General features: G+C 70.3%; 9 protein-coding genes and 1 pseudogene. 4 read left to right on the top strand and 6 right to left on the bottom strand.

Annotated elements, in window-relative coordinates; genetic code table 11:
• Window positions 1-10: 10 nt before the first annotated feature.
• Window positions 11-1,249, top strand: a complete 1,239-nt coding sequence (locus tag UCD39_RS04265) for a tetratricopeptide repeat protein (RefSeq protein WP_330494843.1) — start codon at window positions 11-13, stop codon at window positions 1,247-1,249.
• On the opposite strand, the gene UCD39_RS04260 is transcribed toward UCD39_RS04265, so the two are convergent.
• The 3 genes and pseudogenes from UCD39_RS04260 to pseB all read right to left on the bottom strand — a co-directional run bounded on the left by UCD39_RS04260 (window position 1,250) and on the right by pseB (window position 3,488).
• Entirely contained in the window at window positions 1,250-1,900 is a 651-nt protein-coding gene (locus UCD39_RS04260; protein ID WP_330494842.1) for a DegT/DnrJ/EryC1/StrS family aminotransferase, read from the bottom strand. It abuts the gene before it with no gap.
• 101 nt (window positions 1,901-2,001) lie between these two features.
• Window positions 2,002-2,466: pseudogene (locus tag UCD39_RS04255) on the bottom strand (aminotransferase class I/II-fold pyridoxal phosphate-dependent enzyme); the annotation flags it as partial.
• Window positions 2,466-3,488 (bottom strand): UDP-N-acetylglucosamine 4,6-dehydratase (inverting), encoded by a 1,023-nt coding sequence (gene pseB, locus UCD39_RS04250; RefSeq protein WP_330494841.1) that lies wholly within the window; start codon window positions 3,486-3,488, stop codon window positions 2,466-2,468. The pseudogene UCD39_RS04255 and the gene pseB, both read right to left, overlap by 1 nt.
• Before the next feature lie 246 nt (window positions 3,489-3,734).
• On the opposite strand from pseB, the gene UCD39_RS04245 reads away from it, so the two are divergent.
• On the top strand, window positions 3,735-6,461 hold the full coding sequence (locus UCD39_RS04245; protein WP_330494840.1) for a tetratricopeptide repeat protein: 2,727 nt from the start codon (window positions 3,735-3,737) through the stop codon (window positions 6,459-6,461).
• A gap of 215 nt (window positions 6,462-6,676) precedes the next feature.
• Window positions 6,677-12,223: a tetratricopeptide repeat protein gene (locus UCD39_RS04240; protein ID WP_330495485.1), complete on the top strand. Its 5,547-nt coding sequence runs from the start codon at window positions 6,677-6,679 to the stop codon at window positions 12,221-12,223.
• A gap of 2 nt (window positions 12,224-12,225) precedes the next feature.
• Here the strand turns inward: UCD39_RS04240 and UCD39_RS04235 are convergent, their stop codons facing one another.
• The 3 genes from UCD39_RS04235 to UCD39_RS04225 all read right to left on the bottom strand — a co-directional run bounded on the left by UCD39_RS04235 (window position 12,226) and on the right by UCD39_RS04225 (window position 17,352).
• Window positions 12,226-13,371 carry a metallophosphoesterase family protein gene (locus UCD39_RS04235; RefSeq protein ID WP_330494839.1) on the bottom strand — a complete coding sequence of 382 codons (1,146 nt, stop codon included), beginning with the start codon at window positions 13,369-13,371 and terminating at the stop codon, window positions 12,226-12,228.
• Between the two features lie 66 nt (window positions 13,372-13,437).
• Complete coding sequence (locus tag UCD39_RS04230) at window positions 13,438-15,762, bottom strand: TonB-dependent receptor (RefSeq protein WP_330494838.1); 2,325 nt, start codon at window positions 15,760-15,762, stop codon at window positions 13,438-13,440.
• Between the two features lie 393 nt (window positions 15,763-16,155).
• Entirely contained in the window at window positions 16,156-17,352 is a 1,197-nt protein-coding gene (locus tag UCD39_RS04225; RefSeq protein ID WP_330494837.1) for a glycosyltransferase family protein, read from the bottom strand.
• A 175-nt stretch (window positions 17,353-17,527) separates the two neighbouring features.
• Between UCD39_RS04225 and UCD39_RS04220 the strand changes: the two genes are divergently transcribed.
• Complete coding sequence (locus tag UCD39_RS04220) at window positions 17,528-19,345, top strand: alkaline phosphatase D family protein (protein WP_330494836.1); 1,818 nt, start codon at window positions 17,528-17,530, stop codon at window positions 19,343-19,345.
• Window positions 19,346-19,515 lie beyond the last annotated feature (170 nt).

The raw sequence follows: 19,515 nt of genomic DNA, 5'->3' as shown, positions 1-19,515 counted from the left end.
AAGGCAGGAGATGAGCGTGACGGCAGGGGCACAGGCGGCAATCGCGCTGGACGAGGCGGCGATCGGCCGCTGGCGGGACCGCATACGCCAGACCACCTTCGCCAACTATCATTTCGAGATGGGCATCGCCCTGCTGATGGGCGGCGACGCCCAGGCGGCCCACGGCGCCCTGCAGCGCGCGATGGAGATCCAGCCCGATCTGGCCATCGTCTACCCCCTGCTGGTGCTGGCCGAGGAAAGGCTGGGCCATGCCGACGCGGCGCGCCAGCGTCAGGCTGACCTGCAGGCCCGCGCGCCGGCCCTTTGGCTGGATGGCTGCGCCGCCCTGGCCGCGCGGCTGCTGAAGGATGGCAAGGCGGAGGGGGTGGACTGGGCCCGCCGCGTGGCGGACCAGGCGCCCGCCAGCGACATCCGCGTGCCGGCCCTGGCGGGCCTAGCCGCCCAGGTCCAGGGCCGCGCCGGCGACGCGCTGGCCGCCTGGGCCCACGCCCTGACCGTGGAAACGGATATCCCGGCGGCCTCCGCCGAGGATGTGGCGACCGCCCTGGCCGATGTGTCCAACACACTGTTCGCCTATTGGGATGACGGCCAGGTGCAGCGCACGGAACTGGCGCTGGCGGCGGCGCAGGTCGCCAGCCGGCTGGTGCCCACCCGCCCGGACCTGCGCTTCCAGGTCATCCGCTGCCTGGTCCGGCTGGTGCGCCCGCAGGAGGCGCTGCCGGAGATTGAGCGCTACCTCGCCGATTCAGGTTCCGGCGGTGAAGACAAGAACCTGCTGCACCAATGGGGCATGCGCGACCTGTGCGCCGGCGACCTGACGGCGGCGGAGGAGCATTTCGCGCGGTGCGCCGCGATCGATACCGGCTGGGCCGTGCCGGAAAGCTATCGCGCCGTGGTGGCGCTGCGCCGGGGGGATGCCGCGCAGGCCATGACCCATGCCCAGGCGGGGTGCCAGCGGGAGCCGCGCAACTATTTCGCCAACCAATGCCGGGGCCTGGTGGAGTTCGAGACGGGGGCCTTGGCCCAGGCCCTGGCCAGCCTGCGACAGGCCAGCGCGCAGGCGCCCAACCAGCCCCTGACCAAGCTGCTGCTGGCCATGGTCCTGGATGGCGCCGGGCAATCCCAGGAGGCGGTCGCCACTTACCGTGAGGCCGACCAGGAAGGCGGCCCGCTCATGCACCGCCAGTTGGCACTCTATCCGGCCGGTTATCAGGAACGACTGGCCCGGTTGGCCGCCCGGGCGGGCTGATCACACCCCGGCCAGCCGGGCCAGCGCCGCCGCCACCCGGTCAACGTCACCGTCTGTCATGGCGGGAAACAGCGGCAGGGACAGGCAGGCGCCGTACCAGCCGTCGCCGCCCGGCAGGTCCAGGCGGCCGTAGCGCGCCCGGTAGTAGGGCTGGTGGTGGACCGGGATGTAATGCACCTGGCTGCCCACACCGGCCGCCCGCAACTGCGCCATGACGGCGGCGCGGTCCTTGCCCAGCGCCGCGAAGTCCAGCAACGCCACATACAGGTGCCAGGCGGGCGTCCCGCCGCTGCGCCCGGCCGGCCGGATGAGGGGGGCCAGCGACGCCAGCCGTTCGTCATACCGGGCCACCATCTCTGCCCGGCGGGCCACGAACCGGTCCAGCTTGCCCAATTGGCTCAGGCCCAGGGCGGCCTGGATGTCGGTCAGGCGGTAATTGTACCCCGGCGATGGCATCTCGTAATACCAGGGGTTGGCGGCGCCATCGGCGGCGAAGGCCGCCTCGCGGTCCTGGAAGGCTGCCGGGTCGCGCACCATGCCGTGGCTGACGTCGCGGCGCAGGGCGCGCGCCAGGGCGTCGTCGTTGGTGGTGACCATGCCGCCTTCGCCGGCGGCGATGGTCTTGACGGGATGGAAGGAAAAGCAGGCCATGGCGGACCGGTCGCAGGCGCCGATGGCGATGCTGTCCCCCCGCGCCCGGCGCGCCGGCTGCCCACGGCGTGGCAGGCGTCCTCGATGAGGGCCAAGCCGCGCGTTTCGGCCAGGTCGGCCAGGGCGTCCATGTCCGCCGCCTGGCCGGCCAGGTGGACCGGCGCCAGGGCCCGCACCCGCCAGCCGGCGGCCTCCGCCCGCGCCAGTGCCGCCTCCGCCTGCGCCCGGCCCATCAGGCCGGTCAGGGGATCAACGTCGGCGAACGCCACCTCCGCCCCGCAATAGCGGGCGGCGTTGGCCGTGGCCAGGAAGGTGACGCTGGGCACCACCACCGCGTCCCCCGGCCCCAGGTCCAGCGCCATGCACGCCAGGTGCAGGGCGGCGGTGCCGTTGGCGCAGGCGATGGCGTGCCGGGCGCCCACCGCGTCGGCGAAAGCCTGTTCGAAGCGGGTGACGGTGGGCCCCTGGGTCAGCCAGTCGCCCCGCAGCACGGCGGTGACGGCGGCGATGTCGTCCTCATCGATGCTTTGCCGGCCATAGGGCAGGAAGGGCGGGGACGTGGCCATCACGGCCTCTGCAACAGCACGGCCAGGCGTTCGGGCGTCAGCCAGTCGGTATTGCTGTCGCTGCGGTAGCTGAAGCCGTCGGCCACGGGCTTGGCGCCCAGCTTGACGTAGGCCTGCCGCGTCCACCAGTTGAACGCCGGCTCGATGACGTAGCGGTCCTCCATCTCGAAGGTCTGGCGGCTGTCATCCTCGGTGATCATGACCTCATGCAGCTTTTCGCCGGGGCGGATGCCGATCACCTTGTGCGGCAGATCCGGCGCCATGCTGCGGGCCAGATCGCTGACCCGCATGCTGGGGATCTTGGGCACGTAGATCTCGCCGCCCTGCATCATGCCGAAGCAGGAGGCCACGAACTCCACCCCATGCTGCAGGGTGATCCAGAAGCGCGTCATGCGGTCGTCGGTGATGGGCAGTTCCGCCGCGCCCTCGGCGATCAGGCGGCGGAACAGGGGGATGACGCTGCCGCGCGACCCCACCACGTTGCCATAGCGCACGACGGCGAACCGGGTGCCCACCGACCCCGACAGGTTGTTGGACGCCACGAAAATCTTGTCCGACGCCAGCTTGCTGGCGCCGTACAGGTTGATGGGGCTGGCCGCCTTGTCGGTGGACAGGGCGATGACCTTGCGCACGCCGGCGGCGAGTGCGGCATGCACCACGTTTTCCGCGCCATAGACGTTGGTGCGGATGCATTCGATGGGGTTGTACTCCGCCGTGGGAACATGCTTCAGGGCGGCGGCGTGGATGCAGTAGTCGACCTCGCGCATCGCCATTTCCAGGCGCGACCGGTCCCGCACGTCGCCGATGAAAAAGCGCAGCACGCCCTCATGCGCAGTGCCCAGCTGCTGCTGCATCTCGTACTGTTTGAATTCATCGCGGGAGAAGATGATGATGCGGCGCGGCTTGGCGTGTTCCAGCAGATAGCGCACGAACTGGCGGCCGAAGGACCCCGTTCCGCCGGTGATCAGGATGGACGCGCCGTTGAAATCGGCCATGGCGGATTTGAGGAATTTCGACGTCATGTCTGCTCCCGCCGCCGACGGGACCGTCCCCCCGGCCAGAAAGTCGCGGAGATCGCCGCAAAGGACGGTCGCCGGATGAATTGCGGGAGTATAGCGCCAACACCGCTGCAAGTATCAACAATCTGTGTGGTTTATGTAGTCACCCCACAACTGCTATCCTGAAGGGGTGGTTACACGGGGATGATCCCCACGGCCGGCGGGCGGCGGGCGGTTCAATCTCCAAACAATGTCCCTGACAGGTGAAGAATGGTCCACGGCGGGGCCGGGAACGGTGCGAAGGGTGGCGGCGACACCGCCGGCCTGTTGGCCCAGGCCATCGACCGGCACCGCGCGGGCGACCCGGCGGGGGCGGAGGCGCTGTACCGTCGCATCCTGGCCATCGACCCGGCGCACCCCGACGCGCTCAACCTCGGCGGTGTGGCCTGTCATCAGCAGGGGCGGTCGGCGGAGGGGCGCGCCCTGGTGGAACGCGCGCTGGCCGTACGACCGGACGACCAGGGGACATTGGAAAACCTGGGTCTGCTGGTGCTGGAGCAGGGGGACGCGGCGGCGGCTGTGGCCTTGCTGACCCGCACCCTGCGCCTGCATCCCCGATCCCTCTCTGCCTGGCGGTCGCTGGCCCTGGCCCATCGCGCGTTGAATGATTATCCGGCGGCCCAGGCGGCGTACGGCAGCCTGCTGGACATCGCCCCCACGGACGTCTGGGCGCTGTCCAGTTTCAGCGACCTGTTGCGCCAGCTTTACGATGGCGACGGCGCACTGATCATGGCGCGCCGGGCGCTGGCGCAGGACCCGACCAGCCAACAGGCCCTGATCGCCCTGGCCAACGCGCTTCAGGTCCAGGGTGACCTGACGGGGGCGGACGCGGCGTTCACGCGCGCGCTGGAACTGTATCCCGAAGATCCGGTCGCCCACCATAACCGTGCCCCCGTGCGGCTGGCCCTGGGCCGGCTGCGGGATGGCTGGGACGATTACGCCTATCGTTTCGTTGTCGGAAATACCAAGCCTTGGCGCTACCCTGACCGGCCCCGCTGGGCGGGTGACGCGCTACGTGGCCGGCGCCTCATGATCTGGCGCGAACAGGGGCTGGGGGATGAATTCATGTTCTCCCCCTTCTACGTTCCGGCCATTCGCGCCGCCCTGGCATCCGGCGGTAGTGTCGTCATCCTGACCGAACCCCGGCTGGTGGGCCTGATGGGCCGCTATCTGCGGCGGGACCTGCCTGATTTGGCCGACCGGGTGGAGCTGCGACCCGAACCCCAGGCCGGCGACGATTTCGACGTGCATCTGCCCGCCGGCAGCCTGCCGGCCCTGTTCGGCGACAGCCTGCGCGCGTTCGCCGGACGTGCCGGCGGCTGGCTCACCGCCGAAGCCGCGGCCGTGGCGCGGTGGCGCCAACGGCTGGCGGCCTTGGGGGCGGGCCTGAAGATCGGCATGTCCTGGACCTCCGGGGTCAAGGCGCCGCACCGGGATCCCAATTATCTGGGGCTGACCCGCTGGGCACCCTTGCTGTCCCTGCCCGGCATCGTCTGGGTGGATCTGCAATACAGCGACGTCTCGGCCGAGCGGCAGGCCGCCGCGGCGGAGGGCGTGCCTCTGCCGCACCGCTTCGCCGACCTGGACCAGCGCAACGATATCGAGGGCGTGGCCGCCCTGGTTTCCGCCCTGGATCTGGTCATCACCGCGCCCACCTCCGTCGGGGAACTGGCCGGCGCCCTGGGCGTGCCCATCTGGCGCCTGGAGCTTGAGGGCGATTGGTCCATGCTGGGGACGGGTGTGCGGCCCTGGTATCCGTCCATGCGCATCTTTCCGGCCAAGACCGTGGCCCAGGCCCTCGACAGGGTACGGGTCGCCCTGACGGCACTAGCTAATTTCGATATCGAAATGAAATCGATGGCGGCGGCGACGCTAGCCTCTCCACCGCCGGTGCTGCCCACACTGGTCCAGGCCTACGACCTGTTCTCCGCGGGGCGCCCCGCTGAGGCGGTGGCGGCACTCGATACCTTGCTCCAGTGGGGCACGCTGGCGCCGCCGGCCCGGGCCCAGGCCCTGCATCTGCTGGGCCTGGCCCGTTTCCAGGCGGGCGACGCCGCCGGGGCGGTGCCGGCGATCGAGCAGGCCTTGACCCTGTTGCCGCCCAGCCAGTCAGCCATGCCTTTGAACAATCTGGGCAACATCCTGCGCCAGCTGGGCCGCCCGGCGGAGGCGGAAGACGCCTACCGTCGCGCCCTGGCGGCGGACCCCGCCCTGGCGCCGGCCGCGTCCAACCTGGGGGCGCTGCTGCGCGACCGCGACGATTTTGCGGGGGCGGAGGCCGCCTTGCTCCACGCCTTGCGCATGGCCCCGGACAATGCGGAGGCGCTGGTCAACCTGGCGGGAACCATGACCGCCCTGGGCGCGCCGTGGCAGGCGGAATCCCTGGCGCGGCGGGCGCTGACGCTGGCGCCGGACATGGCGCACGCGCAGGGCAACCTGGGCACGGCGCTGGTGGCCCAGGGCCGCCTGGCCGATGGCGCACGCTGCCTGGCCGCCGCCGCGGCGCGGGATCCTGGGGAGGCCCTGATCGCCTTCAACCTGGGCCTGGCCCGCCTGGCGCAAGGCGACCTCACCGCCGGCTGGTCCGGCTATGCCCGCCGTGCGCTGGGGGGCAGGCGGGGACCCCGCTGCCGGCCCCACCCTGGCGCGGCCAGCCCCTGGACGGTCGCACCCTGCTGGTGCGGCGCGAGCAGGGATTGGGGGATGAGCTGCTGTTCGCCAGCCTCTATCCGGAACTCATCGGCCAGGTGGGGCGCCTGGTCATCGATTGCGAGCCGCGCCTGGCCGCGTTGTTCGCCCGGGCCTTTCCCGACGCCGTCATCGCCCCAGGGGGCCAGGATGCGCCGCCGGTGGATGCCGCGCTGTCGGCGGGCGATCTGCCGGCCCTGCTGCGGCCCGCCCTGTCGCGGTTCGTCGAGGGGCGCCCCGCTTACTTGACCGCCGACCCTGCCTTGGCGAGCGCCTGGGCTGGGCGCCTTGCCGCGCTGGGCTCTGGGCTGAAGGTGGGCCTATGTTGGCGCAGTGGCCTGCGCACCGCCGAACGCGGACGCCTGCTGTATCCGCAGCTGGATGAATGGGCCCCCCTGCTGCGGCTGCCAGGCATCCAGTTCATCAGCCTCCAGTACAATTCGGCGGCGGCGGAGCCGGAGATCATGGCGGCGGAGGCGCGCCTGGGCATACACATCCACCGTTGGCCCGATCTCGACCAGCGTGACGACCTGGACGCGGTCGCCGCTCTCATGTCCGGGCTGGACCTGGTGGTGGCGGCCGGCACCGCCGTGTCGGAACTGGCGGGCGCTTTGGGGGTGCCCTGCTGGCGCCTGGGTCCCACCTTTGAATGGACGCGGCTGGGCACGGGCGCGCGGCCCTGGTTTTCCAGCCAGCAGTCCTTTTTCCCGCCGGAGGGCGAGGTCATCGGCGTCACGCTGCCGGGCCTCGCCTCGCGGCTGGCCAGTCTGGCCGCCGCCGTTCCAGCCAGTATCCCAGCCAGGGTCGATGTGCTGCCGGCCTCTCCCGACGCGCTGTATGCGGAAGGCATGGCGGCCCGCGACGCTGGTGATACGGATAGGGCCGTTGACCGGCTGGGCCGGGCGGCGGATGCGGGGCATGCGGCCGCGCTGGCCGCCCTGGCCGGCCTGCTGCGGCGGGAGCAGCGGTGGGCGGCGGCGGCCGACCGCTATCGCCAGGTGCTGGCCCTGGGGCCGGACAACCCGGACGCCTTGTCCGGCCTGGGGCTGGCCCTGGTCGGTATGGGCCAGGTGGCGGACGGTTTGCGCTGCCATGACCGGGCCCTGCAGTTGGCGCCGGGGCGTGCCGCCCTGCATGCCAACCGGGGCCTGGCGTTGGACGCGCTGGGCGATTTGAAAGCGGCGGCGGAGGCGCAGCGCCGCGCCACCGAGGCCGACCCCGCCTGGATCGGCGGCTGGGTCAACCTGGGTCTGGCCCTGACCAAGCTGAACGAGGCCGCCGACGCGCGGGAGGCGTTCGTCCGGGCGCTGGCCATGGAGCCGACCTCGGTTCCCGCCCTGCTGGGGTTGGCCAGCCTGTGTCAGTTGATGGGCGATCCGGGGGCCGGCCTTGTCCATCTGCGCGCGGCCCTGGCGGTGCAGCCGGACAGCCCCGACGTCCACCTCACCCTCGGCCGGCTGCTTTACGACATGCATCGCATGACGGAGGCCCGCGAGCATTACCGACGCGCCCTGGAACTGCGGCCGGGCTGGCCGGCGGCTAGGGTCAACATGGCCTATGCCGCGCTGGAGCATGGCGAGCTGGCGGCGGGGTGGCGCGATTATCCCGCCCGTTTCGCCGTGCCGGACAGCCCGGCCCGGGCGGACCTGACCCTGCCGGCCTGGACCGGGGGCGACGTGCGGGGCCGCACCCTGCTGGTGTGGGCGGAGCAGGGTCTGGGCGATGAGATCATGTTCGCCGGCTGCCTGCCCGATCTGCTACGATGGCTGGGCGCGCGAGGCTGCCGCCGGCTGGTGGTGGAGATGGATGCCAGGCTTGCCGGCCTGCTGGCCCGCGCGTTGGCTCCTCAGGTGCCGGCGGGCATGGCCCTGGACGTGCGGGGGCGCACCAACACGCCGCGCGATGCCGACATGCATGTGCCCCTGGGTGGCTTGCCGGCCCTGCTGCGCGTGGCGCTTGGGGACTTTCCGACGACCACCGACCCTTGGCTGCAGCCCGACCCTGAACGGGCGGCGGCGTGGCGGGACCGGCTGGCCGCCTTGGGGCCCGGCCTGAAGGTGGGCCTGTGCTGGCGCAGCGGCCTGCGCAGCCTGGGGCGGCAGAACCTGTACCTGACCCTGATGCAGATGGTGCCGCTGCTGACCGTGCCGCACACCCATTTCGTCGTGCTGCAATATGACGCCCACGCGGGCGATGCCGCGGCGGAGATGGCGGAGGTGACGGCCGCGGCCGGCGTGACCCTGCATTTGTGGGAGGACCTGGACCTCAGGAACGACCAGGAGGGCGTCGCGGCCCTGATGGCCGGGCTGGACCTGGTGGTGTCCGCCGGCACGGCGGTGGGGGAGCTGTCCGCCGCCCTGGGCGTGCCCACCTGGCGCTTCCAGCATATGGCCGGCTGGGCGGCGCTGGGTACCGGCACGCGGCCCTGGCTACCGGCGCAACGCCTGTGGCTGTCGGGCTGGGGCCTGCCCGAGCAGGTGGTGCCCGCCATGCGCCAAAGCCTGCTGCGCCTGGCCCGGGAGGCGGCGGCCCCGCCCGACGGGGCGACGGTCGAGTCCGGCATGACCGCGCACCGCGCGGGCGACCTGGCGGCGGCGGCGGCGGCCTACCGCGCCGTGCTGGCGCGGGCGCCGCAGGATGTCGACGCCCTGCACCTGCTGGGTGTGGTCCTGATGCAGGATGGCCAGGTGGAGGAGGCGGCACATCTGCTGCGGCAGGCGGTGGCCTTGGACCCCGGCTTCGCCCAGGCGCACAACAGCCTGGGCGGGGCCCTGCGCACGCTGGGCGATCTGGCGGGCGCGCAGGCGGCCTTCGCCACCGCCACCGAGTGCGCCCCTGATTACGCCGAAGCCTGGGGCAATCTGGCCGGCACCCATAACGACCGGGGCGCCTGGGCCCCGGCGCTGGCGGCGGCGGAGCGGGCGCTGGCCCTGCGCCCCGGCTATGCCAAGGTGCTGGTGGAGCAGGCGCGCGCCCTGGCCGGCCTGGGGCGGACGGGGCAGGCCCTGCACGCCGCGCGGGCCGCCGTGGCGGCGGAGCGGACACCCCACACCCTGACCAACCTGGGCCTGGCCCTGGGGGCGGAGGAGATGTGGGGCGCCGCCCGCCTGGAGCATGAGCGGGCCCTGGCCCTGGACCCCGGCTATGTCGAGGCCGCCAACAACCTGGCCCTGACCTGGCTGGGCCAGCGCGGCCCCACGCCCGAGGTGGCCCGGCGCACGCAGTCGCTGGCGCGCGACGGCTTTCGGCGGGCGCTGACCCTGCGGCCGGACTTCCCCCCGGCGCGGTACAACCTGGCCGTCCTGGATCTGGCGGAAGGGCGGCTGAACCCGGGGTGGGACGGGTATCAGGCACGCTTCGCCGCTGGCCAAGCCCTGCCCCACCGGCGTTTCCCCCAGCCCCGTTGGCAGGGGGAGGCGCTGGGCCGCCGCCGCCTGCTGGTCTGGCGCGAGCAGGGGCTGGGGGACGAACTGATGTTCGCCAGCCTGTACCGCGACCTGATCGCCGCGCATCCCGAGGCGGAATTCGTCCTGGAATGCGACGTGCGGCTGGTGGGCTACTTCACCCGGGCCTTCGCCACGGCGACCCGCGTGACGGTGGTGGCGGATTTCATCACCGCCCAGGCTGCCGGCGCCGACCTGCACATCCCCGCCGGCGGGCTGCCCCGGCTGCTGCGCGGACGGCTGGGTGACTTCGGTGGTCAACCCTACCTGACGGCGGATCCGGCGCGCCTGGACCATTGGCGGCGGCGGCTGGACGCGCTGGGCCCCGGCCTGCGGGTGGGCCTGTGCTGGCAAAGCATGGTGCGCGATCTGGACCGCGACAGCGCCTACACCCGTCTGGCCGATTGGGCGCCCCTGCTGCGCCTGCCGGGGGTGATACCCGTCATGCTGCAATATGGCGAGGTCGAGGATGAAGTGCGCGCGGTGGAGGTGGCCCTGGGCGTTACCCTGCACCGCTGGCCGGACACCGACCTGCGCCAGGATCTGGAGGCAGCGGGCGCCCTGACCGCCTGCCTGGACGTGGTGGTCACGGCCCCGACCTCCGTCGGTGAGCTGGCGGGCGCCTTGGGCGTGCCGGTGTGGCGGGTGGGCACGCGCCTCGACTGGTCCATGCTGGGCACCGCCGTGCGGCCCTGGTTCGCCACCATGGCGGTGGTGCCGGCACCGCACGACGGCCGCGCCGCCGATGTGGTGGCGCCGGTGGTGGCGGGGCTGGACCGGCTGCGTCAAACGTCACCGACCTCTGCCCCAACGCCGCCGCCGGAGCCGGAGGAGGACCCGCTGCTGGCCGATGCGGCGGCGCGCCATCAGGCGGGCGACGCCGTTGGCGCCCTGCCGCTGTATCGCGCGGTGCTCGACCGCCAGCCGGACCAGCCGGTGGCGCTGCACCTCATGGGGCTGGCCTTGGCGCAAATGGGCCGGGCGGAGGCGGGCCTGCCCTTCCTGCGTCGGGCGGTAGCGCTGATGCCCGATTATGCCGCCGCGCACTCCAACCTGGGCAACGTGCTGCAATCACTGGGACGGCCGGCGGAGGCGGAGGCCCACTACCGTCAGGCGCTGGCGGCGACGCCGAACCGCCCGGACCTGCTGACCAACCTGGGCAATGCCCTGCTGGCCCAAGGGCGGGCGGCAGAGGCGGCGGCCTGCCAGGAACGGGCGCTGGCCCTGGCGCCGCACCTGGCGGCGGCGGCGTCCAACCTGGGCACCGCGCTGCTGGCGCTGGACCGGCCGGCGGCGGCCGTCGACGCCTTTCGCCGGGCGCTGGGCGGCGCCTTGACGCCGCGCCAGGTACCGGACACGCGGGACCCGGTCATCATCGACGCCCTCTGCGGCCTGGGCGAGGCGCTGCGCCGGGATGGGGACCTCTACGCCGGCCTGCCTTGGCTGGACCGGGCCGTGGCGCTGGCGCCCGACCAGGCGACGGTGTGGAACAACCGGGGCCGCTGCCTGAACGACGCCGGCCAGTACGCCGCCGCGGGCGACAGCTACGCCCGCGCGGTGGCGCTGGACCCAGCCCTGGCCACGGCGCGCCTCAACCGCGGCTTGGTCGACCTGCAACTGGGCGTGCTGCCCCGCGGCTGGCAGGGATACGCCCATCGTTTCGCGGCGGAGGGCAAGGGTCATGCGCCCCGCTTCGACCGGCCGGCCTGGCGCGGCGAAAGCCTGGCGGGCCGCAGCCTGAGGGTCTGGCATGAACAGGGCCTGGGGGACGAACTGCTGTTCGCCAGCCTCTATCCCGCCCTGGCCGCGCTGGCGGCGGATCAGGGGGCCAAGGCCGTTTCCGTGGAATGCGATCCGCGCCTGGCCGGGCTGCTGGGCCGCAGCTTCCCCACCCTGCGCTTCCTGCCGCTGCCACGCCGGACGGGGGCGGGCGCCCTGGAGGCGGCGGAGGCCGACCTGACGGTGGCGGCTGGCGATCTGGCCGCCCATCTGGCGCCGACGCTGACGGGTTTCGCCGGCCGCGACGGTGGCTTCCTGCGGCCGGACCCGGAAAAGGTGGCCCATTGGCGGGACCGGCTGGCGGCGCTGGCGCCAGGGCGCCCCCTGGTGCTGGGCGTGGCTTGGCGGTCGGGGCAGTTGGGTTCCGAACGATCCCGGGTCTACTCCACCCTGCCGCAATGGCTGCCGCTTCTGTCCCTGCCGGGGGTGGTGGCGGTCAGCCTGCACTACCAGCCGGCGGAGGAGGAGATCGCGGCCCTGGCGCGCGACCACGGCATCACGCTGCATCGCTTCCCGGACGCCGATTTGCGCGACGACCTGGAAACGGCGGCGGCGCTGACCGCCGCCTGTGACCTGGTGATCAGCGCCGCCACCTCGGTGGGGGAAATGGCCGGGGCCGTGGGTACCCCCTGCTGGCGCTTCGCGTCGCGCGACTGGACCACGTTGGGCACGGGGGCGCGGCCCTGGTTCCCGTCGCACCGCCTGTTCGCGCTGGAGGATCACGACCTGCAGCCGGCGGCGGCGCTGGCCGCCATGGCCATTGAACTGCGCCGCCTGGCCGCCGCCTGACATCAGCGCTGGGCGGGGATGTCCCACTCCTGCAGGGTGCGGCTGGGCGCGTCGCCCTCGTCGAAGCCGTGGATGGCGATATGGGTGCGCCCGCTGCGATAGGCCCAGACCTCCGCCCAGGCGAAAAGGCGGTCCACCTCCTGCGTGCCGCCGGCCTTCACCGCCGCCAGGGGGGAGCCGCCGGACCCGATGATGACCTGCCAGGACTGGCCGCCCTGGGCCTTGGTCGGCTGCCAGGCGTGGAAGATGTGCTCGTGGCCGCAGAAGTAGGTCGCGTGGTGGCGTTCGACCGTTTGCCAGAAGGCGTCGCGCAGCGCCGCGTCGCCCGCGTCCAGGCCGGTTTCCTTCTCCACCTTCGCCGCCTTGCCGTTCTTGGCCACGGGGAAGTCGTAGCCGTAGGCCATCTTGTGCCCGAAGACATAGACATGGGTGGCGCCGCGCGCCTGCGCCGCCGTCAGGTCGGCCTCCAACCAGGCGACGGGTGCGGTGCCGTCGGCGCCGCTGGGGTCGGTGTTGATGACGGCGATATGCACGGGGCCGGCGTCGAAGCTGTAGGTCAGCTGCCGCTGGTCGCTGGTGATGCGGTCGGTGCCGGGGGCGGGGGTGTTGTCCACCGACCAGTGCGTGGCCGGCACGCCGGTCAGCCGCTGCCACAGCGCGGTGTCCAGCAGCAGGTCGCCCATGTTGGCGCGCCAGGAATCCTCATTGGCGGGATTGGCCAGCTTCAGGGTCTTGCCGTCCGGCTGCTTGACCTTGCTTTCCGTCTCATGGTTGCCGGCCACGGGCAGGACATAGGTGCCGGCCTCCATCAGGGGCGCCATCATGCCGCGCCAATAGGCGTACTGGCGGTCCAGCAGCGACCGATCGGGGCTGTAGCCCATGACCATGTCGCCCAGGAAGATCAGCGCCTGGGCGTGCGCCGCCTCCACCTCCCGGTTGATGCGGGCCAGTTGCCGCGTCGCCTGCAGGAACGGCGCGTCATGGATGGTCAGGCGGGGGTCGTCCGGATCCTGCCGGCTGTCGCCCACGGTGGCGAAGTGGAACACCACCGGATCGCCGGGGGGCGGGCCGTCGGCAGGCGCCGCGTGTGCCATGGACAGGGGAAGGCAGATACCGGCGAGCGCCAGCAGGCGGGCGGGGCGGATCATGGCGGGATACCCTGTGTTGGAGGGCGGGGGAGGGCTGCCGTGCCTTTCCCCCGCCCGGCGGTAGGATCAGTACTTGACCTGGATGGTGCCCTGGATCTGGCGGCCGGCCTGGAAGGTGTAGAGGCCGCCGCCATAGGTGGTGATGGCCCGGTCGTTGGCCAGGTTGAAGGCCGCCAGCTTCAGCCGCACCATGCCGAAATCATAGGAGACCGAGGCGTCGGTGGTGGTGTAGGCGGGAATCTCCCATGCCTGGCCCGGCGCCAGGAAGGTGCCATCGGCGGTGGTGGTGGCGGTGCCGCCGTTGTAGGACACGACCTGGCGGCCCACCTGCTTGCGGCTCAGGGACATCTGCCAGGGACCCTGGTTGAACAGCACGCCGATGGCGTCCGTCCATTTCGGCACCTTGGCCAGGCCGTGGTTCGCCGTCAGGTCCTTGGCGGCGTTGATCGAGCCGTTGGCGAAGAAGGTCACGCCGTTGTCGAAGCTGTAGGCCGCCTGGCCTTCCACGCCGCTGTACCGGGCGTTGCCAGCGTTGACGTAGAACTGGCCGGTGGGATCGGCCACCGACAGGTTGGTGACGTCGATGCGGTAGATGTCCGCGTCGATGGTCACGTTGTTGCTGCTCCAAACCGCGCCCAACTGGTAGTTGGTGGTTTCCTGGGGCTTCAGGGCGTTCAGGTCCAGATTGTTGACGTACAGCGTGGACAGGGACGGGATCAGGAAGCCGGTGGCGTATTGGGCGTAGACCGCCACGTCCGGCGTGATCTTGTAGTTGGCCGTCAGGAACTTCAGCGTCTTATCATAGACGTTGTCGCCGTGCAGCGGGCCGCGCGTGAAATTGGTGACGCCGCTGTTCTCCATGGCGGCATCCACGGTGCGGTCGAAGTTCACGTACTTCACGCCCGGGGTGATGGTCAGCCGGTCGATGGGACGCAGCTCGAAATCGGCGAACACCTGGTACTGCAGCCAGGAACTGTCCTCCAGCGTCTTCACGTTCGAGACGTTGGCCACCACCGGCTTGGTCAGGCTGGAATATTTCAGGTCGTCGATGCCCTGGGTCAGGTCCTGCAACAGGTTGTGGCGATCGGTGCTGGAGGTTTCGACCAGGCCGCCCACCTTCAGGGTGCCGAAGGTCCAGTCCTTGTTGCCGCGCAGGATGTCGCCGAACACGCGATAGCGGTTGCCCTTGCTGTACCCGCCGATATCGGTCTTGGGCAGGGTCTTGTTGCCGGGGGTGGAGGTGTTGGCGGCGCCCACCAGGCCGGTGACGTCGTTCACCGATTCCGTCTGGTTGGAATAGAAGTTGGTGTAGGCGTCATTGTCGATGCTGTAGCCGTCGCCCAGGTCGCCCTTCAGGTTGATGTAGTCGAAGTCGCTGGATTTACGCTGCTGATTGTACTTGTAGTAATGCTCGTCCTTGGGGTTGTCGTTCAGGGCGAAATCCTTGCCATAGGCCACGACCTGGGCCCAGGTCTCGCCCGGCCCGGCGTCGGACTGGTAGAAGTGCGTGCGGTTGTGGGTGGCGAACAGCGTCGCCTGCCACTTCTCGCTGATGGGCACCTGGATCTTGATCAACTGGTTCTGGGCGTCGCCGCCGGAAAAGCTCAGCTCGCCATCCGACTGCCGTTCGTCGAAATTCAGCAGGACCTTGGTGCCGCCCAGCGCGTCCAGCTTGCCGGTCTGGATGGTGGACACGAAGTTCTGGGTGTTGAACGAGCCGAAGGTGATCTTCTGCGACAGGCCGAACTCATCGTCCACGGTGGGCGAGAAATAATGGATGGCGCCGCCGAAATTGGCCTGGCCCAGGTCGCCCGCCGCCCCCGGGCCGCGATCCACCACGGCTGACCCGATGGTGGACGCCGGGAAGTACGAGGCCGGGTGATGGGTCGGGTCGTTGGTGTCGCCGAAGGCCATGCCGTCGTAGGTGATGTTGTACTGGCCGTCGGCGAAGCCGCGCAGGGTGGTCTTGTTGGTTTCACCCACGCCGCCGCCGTTGGACGCGATGCCGCCGATGCTGGGCGCGATCAGGACGGTGGTGGTGATGTCCCCCGTCTCCGGTGTCGACTGCTCGATATACCGGCGGCTGATGATGGATTTCGGCTGGCTCTGGTCCAGCGACGCCTTCACCGGCGCCTCGGCCGCCGCGCGGTTGCGTTCCGCCTCGATCAGGATGGTATCCACCTCCACGCCTTCCGAACCGGTGCCGGCGGTGGCCCGGCTGGCGCCTGCGTCGGGGGCCGCGTCGGCATTGGCGTCGGCCGGTGCCGCCCAGGCGCTGGCCGTCCAGACCATACCCACGGCGCTGCCCGCCAGCAGGGCACGGCGCAGGACGGTGCGGCCCAAGAAGTCATGACGATGGAAACAGCGGCTGCTTTTGCTTTTGTTGAACATTTTTCGGCTCCCCCAGGAAAAACGTTGCGCTTCACTAGGTTTGGCGCCTTGGGGGTGCACGTTAAATTTTGATTGATAAGTTGTTTCGTAATTATTACGCAGAAGCAAATAATCGAGAATGAATCAATATTAACGGCTTCGTTAGAATTTAAATACCCCGCTGATGGGCAAGCGTCTCCAGGCTGCGCCACACGGAATCACTTGGGTCTTATTGGTGGGGGTCATCCGTCTGGCGGCTTGCTCACGACCGGATTGAGTCTATGAACCAATGGATATTGAGAATGAGTGTCACGAAACAAGGTCCCCGCCTGCGCCATTATGACGCGGCGCTTCGGCGGCGGCCGAAGTTTGTCCCGCTGTCCGTGCCGGACGTGGTCCCGCTGTCCGTGCCGGTCAGCGCGTCAGGATGTTGACGGCGGCGAACAGGTCGATGATGTGGCGAGCGCGGACATCCCAGGTGTGGTGTGTGGCGGTCTGGTGGAAGCCGGCACGGGCGATGGCGGCCAAGCCGACCGGATCGGCCAGGGCGGCCTCGATGCGGGCCGGCACGGCATCCAGCGCCGTCCAGCGGTAGAACAGCATGTCGCGACCGTCGGCATAATACCGGTCGTAATAGCGGCTGGTGTCCGAGAGAACGGCGGCGCCATTGATCTGGGCCGCGAACACCCGCTCATGGCCGCCCGCGACGAAGTTGTTGTTGCTGTTCAGGACCAGCCGGGTGCGCCGCAGCAGGCCCAGCGTCTGCTCGAAGCTGCCTTCCCCCCGCCAGTCGAAGGCGGGGAAAGGCCGATCCTCCCACCCCTTGCCATAGACCACCAGGGGTACGCCGGCCCGGTTCAGGGTCACCAGCAGCTGATGGCGGCGGTAAGCCTCGACATACTGATAAACTTCCTCCGACTTCTGGATCAGCTGGGTGCGGCTGGCCGGGGCCAAACTGGTGTCGCGGGCGGCCAGCACCTGGTCGATGGCGTCCTCCAGGGCCAGGGTGTCCTGGCTCAGCGCCAGGTCCGCCGCATCGTCGAACAGGGTGGTGACGAAGTTGCGCTCGGCATTGCGCCAGGCGCGCTCGGGGGTGCCGCGATAGGTGCCGGTGAACAGCAGCGGGATGTCGCGATCAGCCTCCCATCGCTCGAACAGGCGCGCTTCCTCCGGCATGGCCGGCGGAATGCTGGTGTTGGCCCCCGGCGGCATCAACGACAGGGCCGCGAAATGGTCTGACGGGAAGCACTCGCGCGTCAGCTTCACATGCGTCTCGTCCAGGAAGCTGACGACGAAGCGCCGATCCATCTTCGTTTCCAGCCGATCCCACAGGCGCACCGGATGATCGACGTGCAGGGTGATGAACAGGGCGTCCGCCGCGTCATAGAGCGAGCGGCTGCCAGCGCGCAGGTCCGCGCCCATGCTGTTCATGGCGTAAAAGAACTGCACCGGCCGGGCCAGTGCGGCATTCAGCCGCGTCACGTTGTCCGACGCCGCCAGGTCGACGACGATGGCCTCGTGCCCCATGGCGGCGAAGGCTGCCGCCAACTGGTCGATATGCAGCCGAAGCGAGCCATACTGCGACTGGCCCTTGAACAGAACGATACGCATGACCTCTCCCCCGGGGCATCCGGGCCCCGGCGCCTAAGGTGCCTCAGCGTGGCTCCTGACGCCAGCATTGGCCACGCCGGGCGGGGTCGTCACGAATCGTTAACCAATATGTCGTCGTTCTTTCAAGCGGATGGCGTAACCGACGGTCCTCCTTGACCATTGCTGGATGACCTCGATGACCGTGCTGAGCCGCCGCCGGGCCCTGTCGCTTCTGCTGCTGGGGGCCGCCGCCCCGTTGGCGCTCAGCGCGCGGCCCGTGTGGGCGGCGCCGGGGGCGGCCTTCCGCCATGGCGTCGCCAGCGGCGATCCCTTGGCCGACCGGGTCGTGCTGTGGACGCGGGTCACGCCCGATGCTCCGGGTGCCACCCCCAGCGTGCGCCTGGCGTGGGAGGTCGCGTCCGACGCCGCCTTCCAGCGGCCGGTGCGGCGCGGCACGGTGGAGGCCACATCCGCCCGTGACTTCACCGCCAAGGTTGACGTGGATGGGCTGAAGCCCGGCCAGGATTACTGGTACCGCTTCACCTGCGGTGCGGCGACATCGCCCGTGGGGCGCACCCGCACCCTGCCCCAGGGGCGCGTCGACAGCGTGGTGATGGCCGCCGTCACCTGCGCCCTCTACCCCAACGGCTATTTCAACGCCTATGACCACATCGCCAAGCTGGATCGCCTGGACGCGGTGGTGGAGCTGGGCGACTACATCTACGAATATGGCGCCAAGGACGATGACTACGGCATGGAGAACGGCCGCCGCCTGGGCCGTATTCCAGAGCCGCCGCACGACATCGTCACCCTCACCGATTACCGTCTGCGCTATGCCCAGTACCGGCGCGACCCCGATCTGCAGGCCGCCCATGCCCGCGCCCCCTGGATCTGTGTCTGGGACGACCACGAGGTGTGCAACGACACCTGGGCCGGCGGGGCGGAGAACCATCACCCCGACCAAGGCGCCTTCCTGACGCGCGAGGCGGCGGCGGTGCGCGCCTATTACGAGTGGATGCCCATCCGCGAGCCGCGCGTCGGCCAAGCGGCGGAGGAGATCCAGCGCGCCTTCCAGTTCGGCGACCTGGCCACCCTGGTCATGGTGGAGACGCGGCTGCAAGCCCGTTCCCGACAACTGGAATGGAGCGTGCCAGGCGACCTGCCGATGGCGGTTTACGAGGTCGCGGGCGACAAGAGCCGACGCAAGGTGACGGATGCCAGCGTGACGGCCAAGGTCATGGCGGCGGTGAAGGCCGGCGGCTCGGCGCCGGCGCCTTATGTCCTGGGCCCGGATGAGGACGCCATCCGCACCTTCTGCGCCGATCCCGAACGCCAGATGATGGGCGTGCGGCAGGAAGAATGGCTGGCCGCCACCCTGAAGGCGTCGGTCGCGGCCGGCACCCCGTGGCAGGTCCTGGGCAACGAAGTGGTGATGGCCCGCACCATCGCGCCCAAACTGGAAAAGGCCATGGGCGCCGATGGCGTCGCCAGTTGGCTGGGCGGCATGCCCGAGGCGGCGCGGGCCAAGCTGGCGCCCATCGTTCATATGGCCAGCTTCGACATCCCCTACGACCTGGATGGCTGGGACGGTTATCCGGCGGCCCGCGAGCGGGTCTACGACGCCATCAAGGCGGCGGTGGTGGACGGCCGCGCCGGCAACACCGTGGTGCTGTCGGGCGACAGCCACGCCTTCTGGGTGAACGAGTTGCGCGACGCCGCCGGCACCACCCGGGTGGCGGCGGAATTCGGCGCCAGTTCCATCACCAGCCCCTCGCCGGGCGAGGAACTCGGCCTGCCGCAGCTCGGTGACATCCTGAAGGCGCAGAATCCCGAGGTGCTGCTGAACGACCATACCACCAAGGGCTACGTCCTGCTGACCCTGACGCGTGAGGCGGCGGTGGCGGATCTGGTCGCGATCACCATCGATGCCAAGCCCTACCAGGCCCGCACGCTGGGCCGCTGGCGGGTGCCGGCCACGACGGCGCCGGGCGTGGAGCGGCCACAACCAGTCTGACGCGAAACGGGGTGCCGAAATGTCACACCGTTGCCAGTAAACAGATCGGTCACGGCACTGTCGCAAAATATTCATACCGTGTTGCTATGCAGCACGCACGTCAAGTCAGCCGCCAAAAGGCGGATACCGCTTCCGTATATTATCAAATTGGGAAGCATTTAAATAATCGA

Origin of the sequence: Nitrospirillum karajorum, from assembly GCF_036348415.1 — a bacterium.
In the GTDB taxonomy this organism is placed as follows: domain Bacteria; phylum Pseudomonadota; class Alphaproteobacteria; order Azospirillales; family Azospirillaceae; genus Nitrospirillum; species Nitrospirillum amazonense_B.
Note: the sequence above shows the minus strand (reverse complement) of the source record. Positions and strands in the feature narration are given on the sequence as shown.

Coding starts and splice junctions, on each gene's coding strand:
- UCD39_RS04265 (WP_330494843.1), top strand. CDS start 11: ATGAGCGTGACGGCAGGGGCACAGGCGGCAATCGCGCTGGACGAGGCG.
- UCD39_RS04235 (WP_330494839.1), bottom strand. CDS start 13,371: ATGATCCGCCCCGCCCGCCTGCTGGCGCTCGCCGGTATCTGCCTTCCC.
- UCD39_RS04230 (WP_330494838.1), bottom strand. CDS start 15,762: ATGTTCAACAAAAGCAAAAGCAGCCGCTGTTTCCATCGTCATGACTTC.
- UCD39_RS04225 (WP_330494837.1), bottom strand. CDS start 17,352: ATGCGTATCGTTCTGTTCAAGGGCCAGTCGCAGTATGGCTCGCTTCGG.
- pseB (WP_330494841.1), bottom strand. CDS start 3,488: ATGACGTCGAAATTCCTCAAATCCGCCATGGCCGATTTCAACGGCGCG.
- UCD39_RS04220 (WP_330494836.1), top strand. CDS start 17,528: ATGACCGTGCTGAGCCGCCGCCGGGCCCTGTCGCTTCTGCTGCTGGGG.
- UCD39_RS04240 (WP_330495485.1), top strand. CDS start 6,677: ATGGCGGCGGAGGCGCGCCTGGGCATACACATCCACCGTTGGCCCGAT.
- UCD39_RS04245 (WP_330494840.1), top strand. CDS start 3,735: ATGGTCCACGGCGGGGCCGGGAACGGTGCGAAGGGTGGCGGCGACACC.
- UCD39_RS04260 (WP_330494842.1), bottom strand. CDS start 1,900: ATGGCCTGCTTTTCCTTCCATCCCGTCAAGACCATCGCCGCCGGCGAA.